The following is a 14,009-nucleotide window of genomic DNA, read 5'->3' on the forward strand; positions in this document are numbered from 1 at the left end:
TATTCCGGATGAAACCCTGCGGACCGCAAGGCATCACTTGGCGGTGTCGTCGGACGGATCCGGCGGGGTTGAGTGCCCGGGGGGTGTTCCCCCGGAGGACTCGGCACCCCTGTGCCGGGGCAGGCCGCCCGTCTCTCCAGATGTGTTGTCCTGCTGAGCCGAGCTCTCGGAGGCGGGCTGTCGCTGATCCCGTCCCGCTCGCTCGCTCTCAATGAGCTCGTTCAGCCAGCGCACTTCGCGCTCCACGGACTCCATGCCGTGTCGCTGCAGCTCAAGCGTGTAGTCGTCGAGGCGCTCGCGGGTGCGTGCCAGGGAGGCGCGCATCTTCTCCAGACGCTCCTCCAGCCGGCTGCGGCGACCCTCCAGCACCCGCATCCGCACCTCGCGCTCCGTCTGCCCGAAGAAGGCGAAGCGAGCAGCGAAGTGCTCGTCTTCCCAGGTGTCCGGGCCGGTGTGGGAGAGCAGCTCCTCGAAGTGTTCCTTACCTTCCGCCGTCAATCGGTAGACGATCTTGGCGCGGCGCCCTGCGAGTGAAGCGGCGAGTGCATCCTCGGGAGCGCTACCCGGCTCCTCGATCAACCAGCCGTTGGCGACCAGCGTCTTGAGACAGGGGTAGAGGGTCCCGTAACTGAAGGCCCGGAAGATTCCCAGCGAGGTATTGAGCCGTTTCCGCAGCTCGTACCCGTGCATCGGGGCCTCACGGAGCAGACCCAGCACGGCGAATTCGAGGATGCCGGAGCGCCTGCTCATCGTCGCCTCCCTCGCCGTCCCGGTCGCTTATGTCGTGCTGATGTATCGACTCGATACATCAGCACGATAGAACGACGTTCCTGCTGCGACAAGAGGGGCCATGGTGAACGGCGTCACATCGTCAATTCATAGCGAGCAAGTTGCCTGATTTGGGGTGAACTTTGGCACTAGGTGGGTTTTGACCGTGCGTAGTCTGTGCGCCATGCAGACCACCGGGAACCACGGGACGCCTGAGAGCGTCATCGCCGGGGATGCACAGCGGATGAGCCCTTCGCGGGGCTGGTCCGTATCCATTTCGGGGGGACCGGAACTCAACTGCCGCTTCCAGGCGTCTCGCCTGCCCGAGGAGTAGTCGTTCGATGAGCGAGCACCGTCGCAAACCGCCGCAGTCGCAGGGTGGCGGACGTGCCGCGGCCAGGCGCGCCGCCCCGCAGCCGTCTGGCCGCCGCGCAGCCCCGTCCCGGGGTACCACCGCAGGGTCTCCTTCCGCTTCGTCCGGCGAGGAGCGTCCGTACGGCGGCCGGGCCGAGGCCCGCCGCGCCGCACAGCGCAACGGCGGTGGTCGCCGGCGCGTGGACGAAGGCGCGGGTGCCGGCCACGGAGGCCGGGGAGGCGGCCGCCGCGGAGGCGGCGGCGGGGGCCATGACGGTCCTGGCCGTGGTCACGGCGGGCGGCCGTCCAAGAAGCGGATGATCGACTACCCGCGTCACAACAAGTACGGATGGCGCCGGTGGGTGCCCTCCTGGAAGCTTGTCACCGGACTCTGCCTGGGCTTCGTCGGCAGCCTGATGGCCGCCGCGACCATTGCGTACGCCATGGTGGAGGTACCCGACCCGGACAAGACGGCTGAGGCGCAGAACAACGTCTACTACTGGGCGGACGGCCGCCAGATGGCCGCCACCGGTGGAGAGATCAACCGGCAGATCGTGGGCATCGAGCAGATCCCCGAAGCCATGCAGAACGCGGTGATCTCGGCGGAGAACAAGACGTTCAAGACCGACTCGGGAATCGACCCGATGGGCATCGGCCGGGCTCTGTTCAACATGGCCAAGGGCGGGCAGACCCAGGGTGGCTCCACCATCACCCAGCAGTACGTGAAGAACGCGCGGCTCGGCGACCAGTCCCAGACCCTGAGCCGTAAGTTCAAGGAGCTGTTCATCTCCATAAGGGTCGGCACCGACATGGACAAGCCGGAGATCATGGCCGGCTACCTGAACACCTCGTACTACGGACGCGGTGCCTACGGCATCCAGGCCGCGGCCCGTACGTACTACAACAAGAACGCCAAGGATCTGAACCCCAGCGAGTGTGCGTTCCTCGCCTCGCTCCTCAAGGGTGCGACCTACTTCGACCCCGCCGGCGCCGAGGACATTGACCCCGCAGCAACACCGGCGGCCAACAAGGCTCGCGCTACCGAGCGCATGAACTGGATCCTCGACGAGATGGTCAAGGACAACCACCTCAGTGCCGCTGAACGGGCCAAGTTCACCAAGCTCCCGAAGATCGACCCGCCCAAGAAGAACGCACAGCTGGGCGGCCAGGTGGGTTATCTGGTGGCCCTGGCCAAGTCGAACTTCCTCAACAACAACGACAAGGGCATCGAGGCCGACGACCTCGCGCGTGGCGGCTACGAGATCCACACGACCTTCGACGAGGACAAGGTCAAGAAGCTCGCGACCGCGGTCAAGAAGGTTCGGGATGCCAACATCAAGCCGGACAAGCGCCCGAAGACCGACACCTTCGTCCAGTTCGGCGGCGCCTCGGTAGAACCGAAGACCGGCAAGATCGTCGCCATCTACGGTGGCGAGGACGCCACCAAGCACTTCACCAACAACGCCGACCAGACCGGCGCCCAGGTCGGATCGACCTTCAAGCCGTTCGTACTGGCCGCGGCGATGCGGGACGGCGTGCGCGACCCGAGTGAGCCCGAAGACCAGGGAGACGAGTACCGCCACAAGGTCGACCCTGACAAGACCGTGTACAACGGCAAGAACAAGCTCAAGATCAAGAACTACGACGGCACCGTCTGGCAGAACGAGGAAGGAAAGGAATGGCTTCAGCGCAACGACGGCGATGAGTCGTACAAGAACATCAACCTGCGTGAAGCCATGATCCACTCCGCCAACTCGCCCTTCGTGCAGCTGGGCATGGACGTCGGCATTCCTAAGGTCAGGGAAGCCGCCATCAACGCAGGCCTGCTCGATTCCTCCCTGTCGAAGTCGGACGTCCCCTCCTTCTCGATCGGTATCTCGGACCCCAGCGCGATCCGCATGGCCGGCTCCTACGCGACCTTCGCGGCCAACGGCGAGCAGATGGATCCGTTCTCCGTTACCAAGGTCGACTACCAGGGCACGACGGTCTACGAGCACGACGACAAGCCCGAGCCGGCCTTCACCAGTGCCGTCGCGAGCAATGTGACCGATGTGCTGAGGGATGTCGTCGACGATCCCGAGGGCACCGGCAAGAACGCCCGGCTCCCCGGCCGCGAGGTCGCCGGCAAGACGGGTACCACCGACGGCAACAAGTCGGCGTGGTTCGTGGGCTACACGCCGCAGCTGTCGACCGCCATCGACATGTACCGGCTCGACGACAACGAGAAGAGCGGCAAGAAGCGCGAGTTCCTCGAGATGTACGGCACCGGTGGCCAGGACAAGATCCACGGTGCGTCGTTCCCGTCCGAGATCTGGCAGACGTACATGTCGGAGGCGCTCAAGGGCGCGCCGAAGCTGACCTTCCCGGAGCCCGAGCCCCTCGACGCCGAGGCTTACTGGGGCGGCGGCGCCTCGAGTCCGCCCCCGTCGCCGTCCAACACGCCCTCCGGCACCCCGTCCTCGACCCCGTCGGGCACGCCGTCCACCACGCCTTCGGGCAGCCCCGACCCGAGCCAGTCCTGCAAACCGTGGGAGGACTGGACCTGCGGCACCACGGGTGGCAATGGCGGCAATGGCGGAAGCGGCGACCCGACCGGCACCCCGTCGATCAGTCCGACGACAACGCCACCGGGAACCAACGGTAACGGCGGCGGTAACGGCAACGGAGGGTTCATCGGAGGCCCGAGCAGTTAGCGGCCGCCGGTCCAAGCTCCGGCAACGCCATGAGGGCCGCCGCACCCGGTACGCACACACCTGTGCGCTCCGGGGGCGGCGGCCCTCGCCGTATCCCAAACCCCGTACGGCAGGATGTGCACCATGCCCAGCGCAGAAGAGACGAGCGTGTACCAGGACCGACCGGGCCGGCCGGAGCGGCCTGACGTACGGCCCACACGGCGTGACCCCGTCGCCGCGTCCGGCAGCGAGCTGATCGGCGGTCCGGCCGGCCGCTGGGCCTGGCGAGGCAGCAGTGGCTGGCTCACTCCCGTACGTGTCATCGCATTGGTGGCGATCGGCATGTTCGCGCTCGGCATGGTGCAGAAGATGCCCTGTTACAACTGGGCCTGGTTCCGGGGCACGAGCTCCCAGTACACCCACGCCTGCTACTCCGACATTCCGCACCTCTACCTGGGGCGTGGTTTCTCCGAAGGGCTCATCCCGTACTTCGACCGGCTGCCCGGCGACATGGAGTACCTCGAGTACCCGGTCCTCACGGGTGTCTTCATGCAGGTCGCGTCGTGGCTCAATCTGGCCGGCGGCTCCATGCAGAACCAGGAGCAGATGTACTGGATGGTCAATGCGGGCATGCTGATGATCTGCACCGCGGTCATCGCCGTCTGTGTGGCCCGCACACACCGTCGCCGCCCCTGGGACGCCCTGCTGTTGGCTCTGGCGCCCGCCTTCGCGCTCACCGCCACCATCAACTGGGACCTGCTGGCCGTGGCGCTCACAGCCGCCGCGATGCTCATGTGGTCACGCGGCCGGGCGCTGGCCTTCGGCATCCTCATCGGGCTCGCGACCGCCGCCAAGCTCTATCCCGTACTGCTGCTGGGTCCGTTGCTCCTGCTGTGCTGGAGGGCAGGCAAATGGCGAGAGTTCGCCACCGCGGCGCTCGGCGCGGCCGGTGCCTGGCTGGTGGTGAACCTGCCCGTGATGCTGATGGCGCCGGAGGGGTGGAAGAAGTTCTACACCTTCAGCCAGGAGCGGCAGGTCGACTTCGGCTCGTTCTGGCTGATCATCACGCAGCGCACGGGTGAGCCGCTGGAAGTCGACTCCGTGAACACCTACGCGACGCTGCTGATGATCCTGGCGTGCGCGGGCATCGCGGCGCTGTCGCTGAGTGCGCCCCGGCGGCCCCGTTTCGCTCAGCTCGTCTTCCTCGTCGTCGCGGCGTTCATCATCACCAACAAGGTCTACTCGCCGCAGTACGTACTGTGGCTGATTCCGCTCGCCGCGCTGGCCAGGCCGCGCTGGCGGGACTTCCTGATCTGGCAGGCCTGCGAGGTCATTTACTTCCTGGGTATCTGGATGTACCTCGCGTACACCACCAGCCCCAAGCACCAGGGGCTGCCGCCCGAGGGCTATCAGGTGGCGATCGCCCTGCATCTGCTGGGGACGCTGTATCTGTGCGCCGTGGTCGTACGGGACATTCTGATGCCGGAACGGGACGGCGTACGGAAGGACGGCTCGGACGATCCGTCAGGCGGGGTGCTGGACGGGGCCAAGGACGTCTTCGTGGTGGGGCAGGCGGCGCATCCGCCGCGGCATGCGGCACACGCGGTGGAGGGGCCGCGGGTGGAGTGGGGGGCGCAGTCCCATGGGTCCGGTGGGGCGCGGCCGTCGGCTTAGCGGTCGGTGCTCGGGGTCCCGCTCGGCGGAGCCCCAGCGGGCCTCTCAGTGCGCCTCAGCATGCCTCTCAGTGCGCCTCAGCGGGTGCTCCGGGCGGCTCGGCAGGCCCTCCGGGCGCCTCAGCGGTCGACGAGGCGGTCGAACTGCGTCGTGGTGTGGCGCAGATGCGCCACCAGCTCGTCGCCGACCTTCGGCTCCTTCGATTCCGCCGGCACGAACAGGATCGACACCTGCATGTGCGGCGGCTCGGCGAACCAGCGCTGCTTGCCCTCCCAGACGAACGGCGACAGGTTGCGGTTGACGGTCGCCAGACCCGCGCGGGCGACACCCTTGGCGCGCGGCATCACGCCGTGCAGGGCCTTCGGGGCCTCCAGGCCGACGCCGTGGGACGTGCCGCCGGCGACGACGACCAGCCAGCCGTCGGATGCGGCCTTCTGCTGTCGGTAGCCGAAGCGGTCGCCCTTGGCGACACGGGTGACGTCCAGGACGGCGCCGCGGTACTCGGTCGCGTCGTGGTCGCCGAGCCACAGCCGCGTACCGATGCGGGCGCGGAATCGGGTCTGCGGGAACTGCTGCTGGAGGCGGGCCAGTTCCTCGGCGCGCAGATGGCTGACGAACATCGAGTGCAGCGGCAGCCGGGCCGCACGCAGCCTGTCCATCCACCCGATGACTTCCTCGACCGCGTCGGAGCCGTCCGTACGGTCGAGGGGCAGGTGCAGGGCGAAGCCCTCCAGGCGTACGTCCTCGATGGCGGCGTGCAGCTGGCCCAGGTCCTGCTCGGCGACGCCGTGACGCTTCATGGAGCTCATGCACTCGATGACCACCCGCGCGCCGACCAGCGCGTGCACACCGTCGACCGACGAGACCGAGCGAATGACCCGGTCCGGCAGCGGAACTGGTTCCTCACCGCGCCGGAAGGGGGTCAGGACCAGGAGATCACCGCTGAACCAGTCCTTGATCCGGGCCGCTTCGTACGTCGTGCCGACCGCCAGCATGTCGGAGCCGAAGCGGGAGGCCTCGTCGGCGAGGCGCTCATGACCGAAGCCGTAGCCGTTGCCCTTGCAGACCGGTACGAGACCGGGGAACTGGTCGATCACGGACTTCTGGTGCGCCCGCCAGCGCGCGGTGTCGACGTAGAGGGAGAGCGCCATGGCCGGCCCGGAACCTTTCTGGTGGCTGCGGTGTATCAGAGGTATGTACGAGATTTACGAGGTTACGGCGTCGGCCGCGGCACCGTCAGCGGCGCGACATGTAGATGTCGAGCGCCTTGTGCAGCAGCTTGTTGAGCGCGAAGTCCCACTCGCCGACGTACTCGACGGCCTCGCCGCCGGTGCCCACCTTGAACTGGATCAGGCCGAAGAGGTGGTCGGTCTCGTCGAGGGAGTCGCTGATGCCGCGCAGGTCATAGACGGTCGCGCCCATCGCGTAGGCGTCGCGGAGCATCCGCCACTGCATCGCGTTAGAGGGCCGGACCTCGCGGCCGATGTTGTCGGAGGCGCCGTACGAGTACCAGACATGCCCCCCGACGACCAGCATCGTCGCCGCGGACAGGTTCACACCGTTGTGCCGCGCGAAGTACAGCCGCATCCGGTTCGGATCCTCGCTGTTCAGCACCGTCCACATGCGCTGGAAGTACGAGAGCGGGCGCGGCCGGAAGTGATCGCGTACAGCGGTGATCTCGTACAGCCGCTGCCACTCGGCCAGATCCTCGTAGCCGCCCTGGACGACCTCGACACCGGCCTTCTCAGCTTTCTTGATATTGCGCCGCCACAGCTGGTTGAAGCCCTTGAGGACATCGTCGAGCGAACGGTTCGCCAGCGGCACCTGATAGACGTACCGCGGCTGTACGTCACCGAAGCCGGCGCCGCCGTCCTCGCCCTGCTGCCAGCCCATCTTCCGCAGCCGGTCCGCCACTTCGAACGCACGAGGCTCGATATGTGTCGCCTCGATGTCGCGCAGCCGCTTCACATCCGGGTCCTGGATTCCGGCCTTGATCGCGGGCGCGTCCCAGCGGCGGATGACGACCGGCGGGCCCATCTTCACGGAGAAGGCGCCCTGCTGCTTGAGGTGGGCGAGCATCGGCTGCAGCCAGTCGTCCAGGTTCGGCGCATACCAATTGATCACCGGACCCTCGGGCAGGTAGGCGAGATAGCGCTTGATCTTCGGCAGCTGGCGGTACAACACCAGGCCCGCGCCCACCAGTTCACCGCTCTTGTCGAACCAGCCCAGGTTCTCCGAGCGCCATTCCGTCTTCACATCAGCCCACGCCGGGACCTGACAGTGACTTGCCGCGGGCAGGGTCTGGATGTACGCCAGATGCTGCTCTCGGCTGATGGTCCTCAGGGTCAAGCTCATGCGGGGCGCTCCTCGGCAGGTGTGTCCCCATGGGTACAGGGGCTCCGGCTCTCGCGCCGAAGCCTACTGCGCTGGGGGAGCGCCCCGAATGGCTGCTGGGAACCTGGCCCAGGACTCCGCCTAGCCCAGGACCCCGCCGAAGAGTCCGCCGTGGGCCATGCCGAGGAAGAAGCCGAACGCAGAGGCGCCGAGACCGATGATCAACGCGAAGCGTTCGCGGGTCGTCACCGAGATGAACTGGCCGTAGGCGCCTGTGAGGATCCCCACCAGCCCGGTCCAGGAGCTGAGCAGATGGAGGCTGTGGAACATCGCCGAGACGAAGGCGATAGCGCCGAGCACCAGAGTCACCGCGAGCAGGGTGTCCTGGAGGGGGTGGGGCTTGCCGTCTGTGGCGAAGAGGGAGACGGAGGAACGACGTCGCATTGCCTGTGCCATGGGGCACCTCCTGGCGTTGCCGGAAGGCGGCGCACTGTAGCGCCGCGCACACCCGATGTGTACAGATTGCGTCCCCCGGCCACCGGATTTCAACCGGAAGCCTGTCTGCGGGTACTCTGTACGGTCTGCACCGGTGTCTGTCCAGGCCAGAAAGCAATCCCCCCGGATTGTCAGTGGCGGCCGATACCGTTGCGTACGCATCACGACCCTCCTGCCACGGAACGACCGTGGCCGCTGAGTCCAAAGGAGGTGGGTTCCACATGCGTCACTACGAGGTGATGGTCATCCTCGACCCCGATCTCGAGGAGCGCGCTGTCTCCCCGCTGATCGAGAACTTCCTCTCCGTCGTCCGTGAGGGCAACGGAAAGGTTGAGAAGGTCGACACCTGGGGCCGTCGTCGTCTCGCTTACGAGATCAAGAAGAAGCCCGAGGGCATCTACTCGGTCATCGACCTGCAGGCCGAGCCTGCGGTCGTCAAGGAGCTCGACCGCCAGATGAACCTGAACGAGTCGGTCCTCCGGACCAAGGTCCTCCGTCCCGAGACCCACTGAGCGCCTAGCTCAGAAGTCATCGGGTTCGAGTAGCAGCAAGCAGCCAGAAGCAATCCCCGCCGAGAGGTTCACCCATGGCAGGCGAGACCGTCATCACGGTCGTCGGCAATCTCGTCGACGACCCCGAGCTGCGCTTCACCCCGTCCGGTGCGGCGGTCGCGAAGTTCCGCGTCGCGTCCACTCCCCGCACCTTCGATCGTCAGACCAATGAGTGGAAGGACGGCGAAAGCCTCTTCCTCACCTGCTCGGTCTGGCGTCAGGCGGCGGAGAACGTCGCTGAGTCGCTCACACGCGGCATGCGCGTCGTCGTGCAGGGTCGGCTGAAGCAGCGGTCCTACGAGGACCGCGAGGGCGTCAAGCGCACGGTCTACGAGCTGGACGTCGAGGAAGTCGGCCCCAGCCTCAAGAACGCCACGGCCAAGGTCACCAAGACCACCGGTCGCGGTGGCCAGGGTGGCTATGGCGGCGGTCAGCAGCAGGGCGGCGGCAACTGGGGCGGCGGCCCCAGTGGCGGTGGTCAGCAGCAGGGCGGCGGCGGTGCACCCGCCGACGATCCCTGGGCCACCAGCGCGCCGGCCGGCGGCGGCCAGCAGCAGGGCGGTGGGGGCAGCTGGGGCGGAAGCTCCGGCGGTTCCGGCGGTTCCGGCGGCGGCTACTCGGACGAGCCTCCCTTCTAAGGGCAGCTCGTACCCCACTTCTTGATCACACAGGAGATACACCATGGCGAAGCCGCCTGTGCGCAAGCCGAAGAAGAAGGTCTGCGCATTCTGCAAGGACAAGACCGTATACGTGGACTACAAGGACACGAACATGCTGCGGAAGTTCATTTCCGACCGCGGCAAGATCCGTGCCCGCCGCGTTACCGGCAACTGCACGCAGCACCAGCGTGACGTCGCCACGGCCGTGAAGAACAGCCGTGAGATGGCGCTGCTGCCCTACACGTCCACCGCGCGATAAGGGAAGGGTGACCGAATCATGAAGATCATCCTCACCCACGAGGTCACTGGCCTCGGTGCCGCCGGCGACGTCGTCGACGTCAAGGACGGTTACGCTCGCAACTACCTGGTCCCGCGTGGTTTCGCGATCCGCTGGACCAAGGGTGGCGAGAAGGACGTGGCGCAGATCCGCCGCGCCCGCAAGATCCACGAGATCGCGACCATCGAGCAGGCCAACGAGGTCAAGGCCAAGCTCGAGGCCGTAAAGGTGCGTCTGGCTGTTCGCTCCGGCGACGCCGGCCGCCTCTTCGGCTCCGTCACCCCGGCCGACATCGCCTCGGCGATCAAGGCTGCCGGTGGTCCGGAGGTCGACAAGCGTCGCGTTGAGCTCGGTTCGCCGATCAAGACCCTGGGCTCGCACCAGGTGTCTGTGCGTCTGCACCCCGAGGTTGCCGCGAAGCTCGGCGTCGAGGTCGTCGCCGCCTGAGCATGGCTCTCGATTGAGCAGCTCTGAGCAGTACGAAGGGCCGCACCCGATGGGTGCGGCCCTTTCGCTTTGCCGCCCGCCTCTGCCCTGTTTCACGTGAAACATCGATGGTGAAACGTCGAGCGTAGGGTCAGCGCGTGGCGCCGGTGACGAGCCAGCGGCCGGAGCGCATACGCAGCCAGAGCGTCAGCATGCGGACCGTCATCATCAGCGTCATGGCCCACCACAGAGCTGTCAGTCCGCCGCCGAAGGTGGGGACGAGCAGAGCGACGGGTGCGAAGACCGCCAGCGTCACGAGCATCGCTCCGGCGAGGTAGGTGCCGTCACCGGCTCCCATCAGTACGCCGTCGAGTACGAAGACCACACCCGCGATCGGTTGGGAGACGGCGACCACAAGCAGGGCTGGGAGCAGCGTGTCGTGCACCGCCGAGTCGCTGGTAAACAGCGGGATGAATAGCTGCCGCGAGGCCACGATCAGGATGCCGAGCACCACGCCGGAGGCAATGCCCCACTGCACCATGCGGCGGCAGGCCTGGCGGGCTCCCTCGGCGTCATCGGCACCGAGATAGCGGCCGATGATCGCCTGCCCGGCGATGGCGATCGCGTCGAGCGCGAAGGCCATCAGGCTCCACAGGGAGAGGACGATCTGGTGGGCAGCGATATCGGTGTCGCCGAGGCGGGCCGCGACGGCGGTGGCGATCATCAGGACGGCACGCAGCGAGAGCGTACGGACCAGGAGGGGGACGCCTGCCTGGGCGCTGGCTCGTATGCCCGCGGCGTCGGGGCGCAGAGAAGCGCCGTGCCGCCGTGCTCCGCGTACGACCACGGCCAGATAGGCGGCGGCCATGGCGACCTGGGCGATGACGGTGCCCCAGGCGGAGCCGGCGATGCCGAGGCCGGCGCCGTAGACGAGCCCCGCGTTGAGCCCGGCGTTGGCGGCGAAGCCGCCGATGGCGACGTACAGCGGGGTCCGGGTGTCCTGGAGGCCACGGAGTACGCCGGTCGCGGCTAGCACGACCAGCATCGCCGGTATGCCGAGGCTGGAGATCCGTAGATAGGTGGTGGCGTAGGGAGCGGCGGTGTCGGACGCCCCGAATGCCTCGACAAGCCAGGGTGCCGTGGGCAGGGTGACGGCGATGACGGCGACGCCGAGGAGCAACGCGAGCCAGATGCCGTCCATCCCCTGGCGGATGGCGGCCGCGAGATCGCCCGCGCCGACGCGTCGAGCGACGGCGGCAGTGGTGGCGTAGGCGAGGAAGACGAAGATGCTCACGGCGGTCGTCAGCAGGGCCGCCGCGACTGCCAGTCCGGCAAGTTGCGGGGTGCCGAGATGGCCGACGATGGCGCTGTCGACCATCACGAAGAGCGGCTCGGCGACGAGGGCGCCGAAGGCGGGGACGGCGAGCGCGACGATCTCTCGATCGTGGCGGCGTCGGGCGGCCTTCGGCGCCGCGGGTGCCTGTGTCATGGCAGCAATCTAATCTTCCACAGGTAAGAGATGCAATTGCTTTGCAGTCCTTACCGAGCAACCAGGTGCACGTTCTGCTGTGCGCCCTTTGTTCTGATCTTGGTCCAGTTGGGAAAGTTTTTCTCCCCCACAGCCGGTGGACGGAAAAAGTCCAGGTCAGACCCCATGGAGTGGGGTGGCTATGAACTTGTCCACAGTGCTGTCCCCCGGTCCGTGCACAGGTTCTGCGGGGTTCTCCACAGCATCTGATCGGTCGTCCACATGGCCTGTGGATAACCAGATTGGCTGACGGTGCCGACGGGCCTACCGTGGACCGTCGCCCGACGCGCGGGAAGCGGAGTCTGGCCGTTCGTTTTGTCAGTGCTGTGCCGTAGAAAAAGGGTGGCACGGCTAGGTCCGCGGAGCGGACGGGAGGAGGTGGCCCGGGTGAGCATTTCCGAGCCCTTGGACGACCCCTGGGCGGCCGAGGGCGGCCCCGGTGACCGTCTGCCCGTCTCCCGCCAGCGCCGTAACGACGGCCGTGGTGGCCGCGAGGACCAGCACGAGCGCGGCAGGGACAATGGCGGCTGGGACGGTGGCTCCCCCGGCTTCGAGCGCGTACCTCCGCAGGACCTGGACGCCGAGCAATCCGTCCTCGGCGGCATGCTCCTCTCCAAGGACGCCATCGCCGACGTCGTGGAGATCATCAAGGGCCATGACTTCTACCGGCCCGCCCACGAGACCGTCTATACGGCGATCCTCGACCTCTACGCCAAGGGCGAGCCGGCCGACCCCATCACCGTCGCCGCCGAGCTGGTCAAGCGGGGCGAGATCACCCGGGTCGGCGGGGCGCCGTACCTCCACACCCTGGTCCAGTCGGTCCCCACCGCGGCCAACGCCTCGTACTACGCGGAAATCGTCCATGAGCGCGCCGTGCTGCGCCGCCTCGTGGAGGCCGGCACCAAGATCACGCAGATGGGATACGCCGCCGACGGCGACGTCGACGAGATCGTCAACTCAGCCCAGGCCGAGATCTATGCCGTCACCGAGCAGCGCACGAGTGAGGACTATCTGCCGCTGGGCGACATCATGGAGGGCGCGCTCGACGAGATCGAGGCGATCGGGTCCCGCAGTGGCGAGATGACCGGTGTGCCGACCGGGTTCACGGACTTCGACTCGCTCACCAACGGCCTGCACCCGGGACAGATGATCGTCATCGCCGCCCGACCCGCGATGGGTAAGTCCACACTGGCACTGGACTTCGCCCGGGCCTGCTCGATCAAGAACAACCTGCCGAGCGTGATCTTCTCCCTCGAAATGGGCCGCAACGAGATCGCGATGCGCCTGCTGTCCGCCGAGGCGCGGGTGGCGCTGCACCATATGCGCTCGGGGACGATGACGGACGAGGACTGGACCCGGCTGGCCCGCCGGATGCCGGATGTCTCGCAGGCCCCGCTCTATATCGACGACTCCCCGAACCTGTCGATGATGGAGATCCGGGCGAAGTGCCGACGGCTGAAGCAGCGCAACGACCTGAAGCTGGTCGTCATCGACTATCTGCAGCTGATGCAGTCCGGCGGTTCGAAGCGTGCCGAGAGCCGCCAGCAGGAGGTCTCGGACATGTCCCGAAACCTCAAGCTGCTGGCCAAGGAGCTGGAGCTCCCGGTGATCGCGCTCTCCCAGCTGAACCGTGGTCCCGAGCAACGTACGGACAAGAAGCCGATGGTCTCCGACCTGCGTGAATCCGGCTCCATCGAGCAGGACGCGGACATGGTCATCCTGCTGCACCGCGAGGATGCGTACGAAAAGGAGTCGCCGCGCGCGGGCGAGGCGGACCTGATCGTGGCCAAGCACCGAAACGGCCCGACGGCGACGATCACGGTCGCCTTCCAGGGCCACTACTCCCGCTTTGTGGACATGGCGCAGACCTGATCAGGCGGTTCGAATCGAGACCCCTACGCGGGGGACATCAGCTCGTAGAGGTTCTCGGAGTCGTCGGCGAATAGAGACCGCGGGGGCACAGCGGGTGGTCGGTCCGGCCGTTGTCGGGGGTGGCCGGGTCGTTTCCGTACGGGATGGCGGCGGCCCGGGGCGGGCGAGTACCGCGTCGAAAGTGGCCGGGTCGACGTCGAAGGCGAGATGGCTGCCGGCGGGCTGGGCACAGTCAGGAAGTCCAGGGTGAGGGATTCGTTGACCCGCACGGGAGCGAAGTGCCGGTCGGGGCCGGTGTATTCGAGGCCCATCACGGTGGCGAAGAAGCGTGCGGCCCGCTCGCTGTCCGCGGCGCTGACAATGGTGTGGTTGAGGCTGATCGGCATGGGGCGGAGTCCT

Annotated in this window: 13 protein-coding genes; 7 read left to right on the top strand and 6 right to left on the bottom strand. The window is 67.1% G+C overall.

Annotated elements, in window-relative coordinates:
- Nucleotides 1-33: 33 nt before the first annotated feature.
- Nucleotides 34-750: a PadR family transcriptional regulator gene (locus QFZ67_RS19395; RefSeq protein ID WP_307662348.1), complete on the bottom strand. Its 717-nt coding sequence runs from the start codon at nucleotides 748-750 to the stop codon at nucleotides 34-36.
- Nucleotides 751-1,109: 359 nt separating this feature from the next.
- Here QFZ67_RS19395 and QFZ67_RS19400 point away from each other — a divergent pair, with 359 nt between their 5' ends.
- Nucleotides 1,110-3,815 (top strand): transglycosylase domain-containing protein, encoded by a 2,706-nt coding sequence (locus tag QFZ67_RS19400; RefSeq protein ID WP_307662349.1) that lies wholly within the window; start codon nucleotides 1,110-1,112, stop codon nucleotides 3,813-3,815.
- Nucleotides 3,816-3,938: 123 nt separating this feature from the next.
- On the top strand, nucleotides 3,939-5,468 hold the full coding sequence (locus QFZ67_RS19405) for a glycosyltransferase family 87 protein (protein ID WP_307662350.1): 1,530 nt from the start codon (nucleotides 3,939-3,941) through the stop codon (nucleotides 5,466-5,468).
- 119 nt (nucleotides 5,469-5,587) lie between these two features.
- Here the strand turns inward: QFZ67_RS19405 and QFZ67_RS19410 are convergent, their stop codons facing one another.
- From QFZ67_RS19410 to QFZ67_RS19420, 3 genes are all read right to left on the bottom strand, one after another.
- Nucleotides 5,588-6,619, bottom strand: a complete 1,032-nt coding sequence (locus QFZ67_RS19410; protein WP_307662351.1) for an alanine racemase — start codon at nucleotides 6,617-6,619, stop codon at nucleotides 5,588-5,590.
- 85 nt (nucleotides 6,620-6,704) lie between these two features.
- Nucleotides 6,705-7,823, bottom strand: coding sequence for a peptidoglycan bridge formation glycyltransferase FemA/FemB family protein (locus tag QFZ67_RS19415; protein WP_307662352.1), 1,119 nt, complete (start codon nucleotides 7,821-7,823; stop codon nucleotides 6,705-6,707).
- Nucleotides 7,824-7,943: 120 nt separating this feature from the next.
- Nucleotides 7,944-8,258 carry a hypothetical protein gene (locus tag QFZ67_RS19420; protein WP_307662353.1) on the bottom strand — a complete coding sequence of 105 codons (315 nt, stop codon included), beginning with the start codon at nucleotides 8,256-8,258 and terminating at the stop codon, nucleotides 7,944-7,946.
- 260 nt (nucleotides 8,259-8,518) lie between these two features.
- Between QFZ67_RS19420 and rpsF the strand changes: the two genes are divergently transcribed.
- The 4 genes from rpsF (at nucleotide 8,519) to rplI (ending at nucleotide 10,231) form a co-directional block, all read left to right on the top strand.
- Nucleotides 8,519-8,809: a 30S ribosomal protein S6 gene (gene rpsF / locus QFZ67_RS19425; protein ID WP_004950685.1), complete on the top strand. Its 291-nt coding sequence runs from the start codon at nucleotides 8,519-8,521 to the stop codon at nucleotides 8,807-8,809.
- A 74-nt stretch (nucleotides 8,810-8,883) separates the two neighbouring features.
- Nucleotides 8,884-9,486, top strand: a complete 603-nt coding sequence (locus tag QFZ67_RS19430) for a single-stranded DNA-binding protein (RefSeq protein WP_307662354.1) — start codon at nucleotides 8,884-8,886, stop codon at nucleotides 9,484-9,486.
- 43 nt (nucleotides 9,487-9,529) lie between these two features.
- Nucleotides 9,530-9,766, top strand: coding sequence for a 30S ribosomal protein S18 (rpsR, locus tag QFZ67_RS19435; RefSeq protein WP_003956534.1), 237 nt, complete (start codon nucleotides 9,530-9,532; stop codon nucleotides 9,764-9,766).
- 18 nt (nucleotides 9,767-9,784) lie between these two features.
- Nucleotides 9,785-10,231, top strand: coding sequence for a 50S ribosomal protein L9 (gene rplI / locus QFZ67_RS19440; protein ID WP_307662355.1), 447 nt, complete (start codon nucleotides 9,785-9,787; stop codon nucleotides 10,229-10,231).
- A gap of 130 nt (nucleotides 10,232-10,361) precedes the next feature.
- Here the strand turns inward: rplI and QFZ67_RS19445 are convergent, their stop codons facing one another.
- Nucleotides 10,362-11,699, bottom strand: coding sequence for an MATE family efflux transporter (locus QFZ67_RS19445; protein WP_307662356.1), 1,338 nt, complete (start codon nucleotides 11,697-11,699; stop codon nucleotides 10,362-10,364).
- Nucleotides 11,700-12,143: 444 nt separating this feature from the next.
- Here QFZ67_RS19445 and dnaB point away from each other — a divergent pair, with 444 nt between their 5' ends.
- The gene (gene dnaB, locus QFZ67_RS19450; protein ID WP_307665894.1) at nucleotides 12,144-13,610 is read left to right on the top strand and encodes a replicative DNA helicase; all 1,467 of its coding nucleotides are present in this window, start codon (nucleotides 12,144-12,146) and stop codon (nucleotides 13,608-13,610) included.
- Between the two features lie 23 nt (nucleotides 13,611-13,633).
- Here dnaB and QFZ67_RS19455 read toward each other — a convergent pair whose 3' ends face one another.
- Nucleotides 13,634-13,996, bottom strand: a complete 363-nt coding sequence (locus QFZ67_RS19455; protein ID WP_307662357.1) for a VOC family protein — start codon at nucleotides 13,994-13,996, stop codon at nucleotides 13,634-13,636.
- Nucleotides 13,997-14,009: the final 13 nt, after the last annotated feature.

This window comes from Streptomyces sp. V1I1, from assembly GCF_030817355.1.
Classification (GTDB): Bacteria; Actinomycetota; Actinomycetes; order Streptomycetales; family Streptomycetaceae; genus Streptomyces.

Coding starts and splice junctions, on each gene's coding strand:
- rpsF (WP_004950685.1), top strand. CDS start 8,519: ATGCGTCACTACGAGGTGATGGTCATCCTCGACCCCGATCTCGAGGAG.
- QFZ67_RS19400 (WP_307662349.1), top strand. CDS start 1,110: ATGAGCGAGCACCGTCGCAAACCGCCGCAGTCGCAGGGTGGCGGACGT.
- QFZ67_RS19395 (WP_307662348.1), bottom strand. CDS start 750: ATGAGCAGGCGCTCCGGCATCCTCGAATTCGCCGTGCTGGGTCTGCTC.
- QFZ67_RS19410 (WP_307662351.1), bottom strand. CDS start 6,619: ATGGCGCTCTCCCTCTACGTCGACACCGCGCGCTGGCGGGCGCACCAG.
- QFZ67_RS19430 (WP_307662354.1), top strand. CDS start 8,884: ATGGCAGGCGAGACCGTCATCACGGTCGTCGGCAATCTCGTCGACGAC.
- QFZ67_RS19455 (WP_307662357.1), bottom strand. CDS start 13,996: ATGCCGATCAGCCTCAACCACACCATTGTCAGCGCCGCGGACAGCGAG.
- rpsR (WP_003956534.1), top strand. CDS start 9,530: ATGGCGAAGCCGCCTGTGCGCAAGCCGAAGAAGAAGGTCTGCGCATTC.
- QFZ67_RS19415 (WP_307662352.1), bottom strand. CDS start 7,823: ATGAGCTTGACCCTGAGGACCATCAGCCGAGAGCAGCATCTGGCGTAC.
- rplI (WP_307662355.1), top strand. CDS start 9,785: ATGAAGATCATCCTCACCCACGAGGTCACTGGCCTCGGTGCCGCCGGC.
- QFZ67_RS19445 (WP_307662356.1), bottom strand. CDS start 11,699: ATGACACAGGCACCCGCGGCGCCGAAGGCCGCCCGACGCCGCCACGAT.
- QFZ67_RS19405 (WP_307662350.1), top strand. CDS start 3,939: ATGCCCAGCGCAGAAGAGACGAGCGTGTACCAGGACCGACCGGGCCGG.
- QFZ67_RS19420 (WP_307662353.1), bottom strand. CDS start 8,258: ATGGCACAGGCAATGCGACGTCGTTCCTCCGTCTCCCTCTTCGCCACA.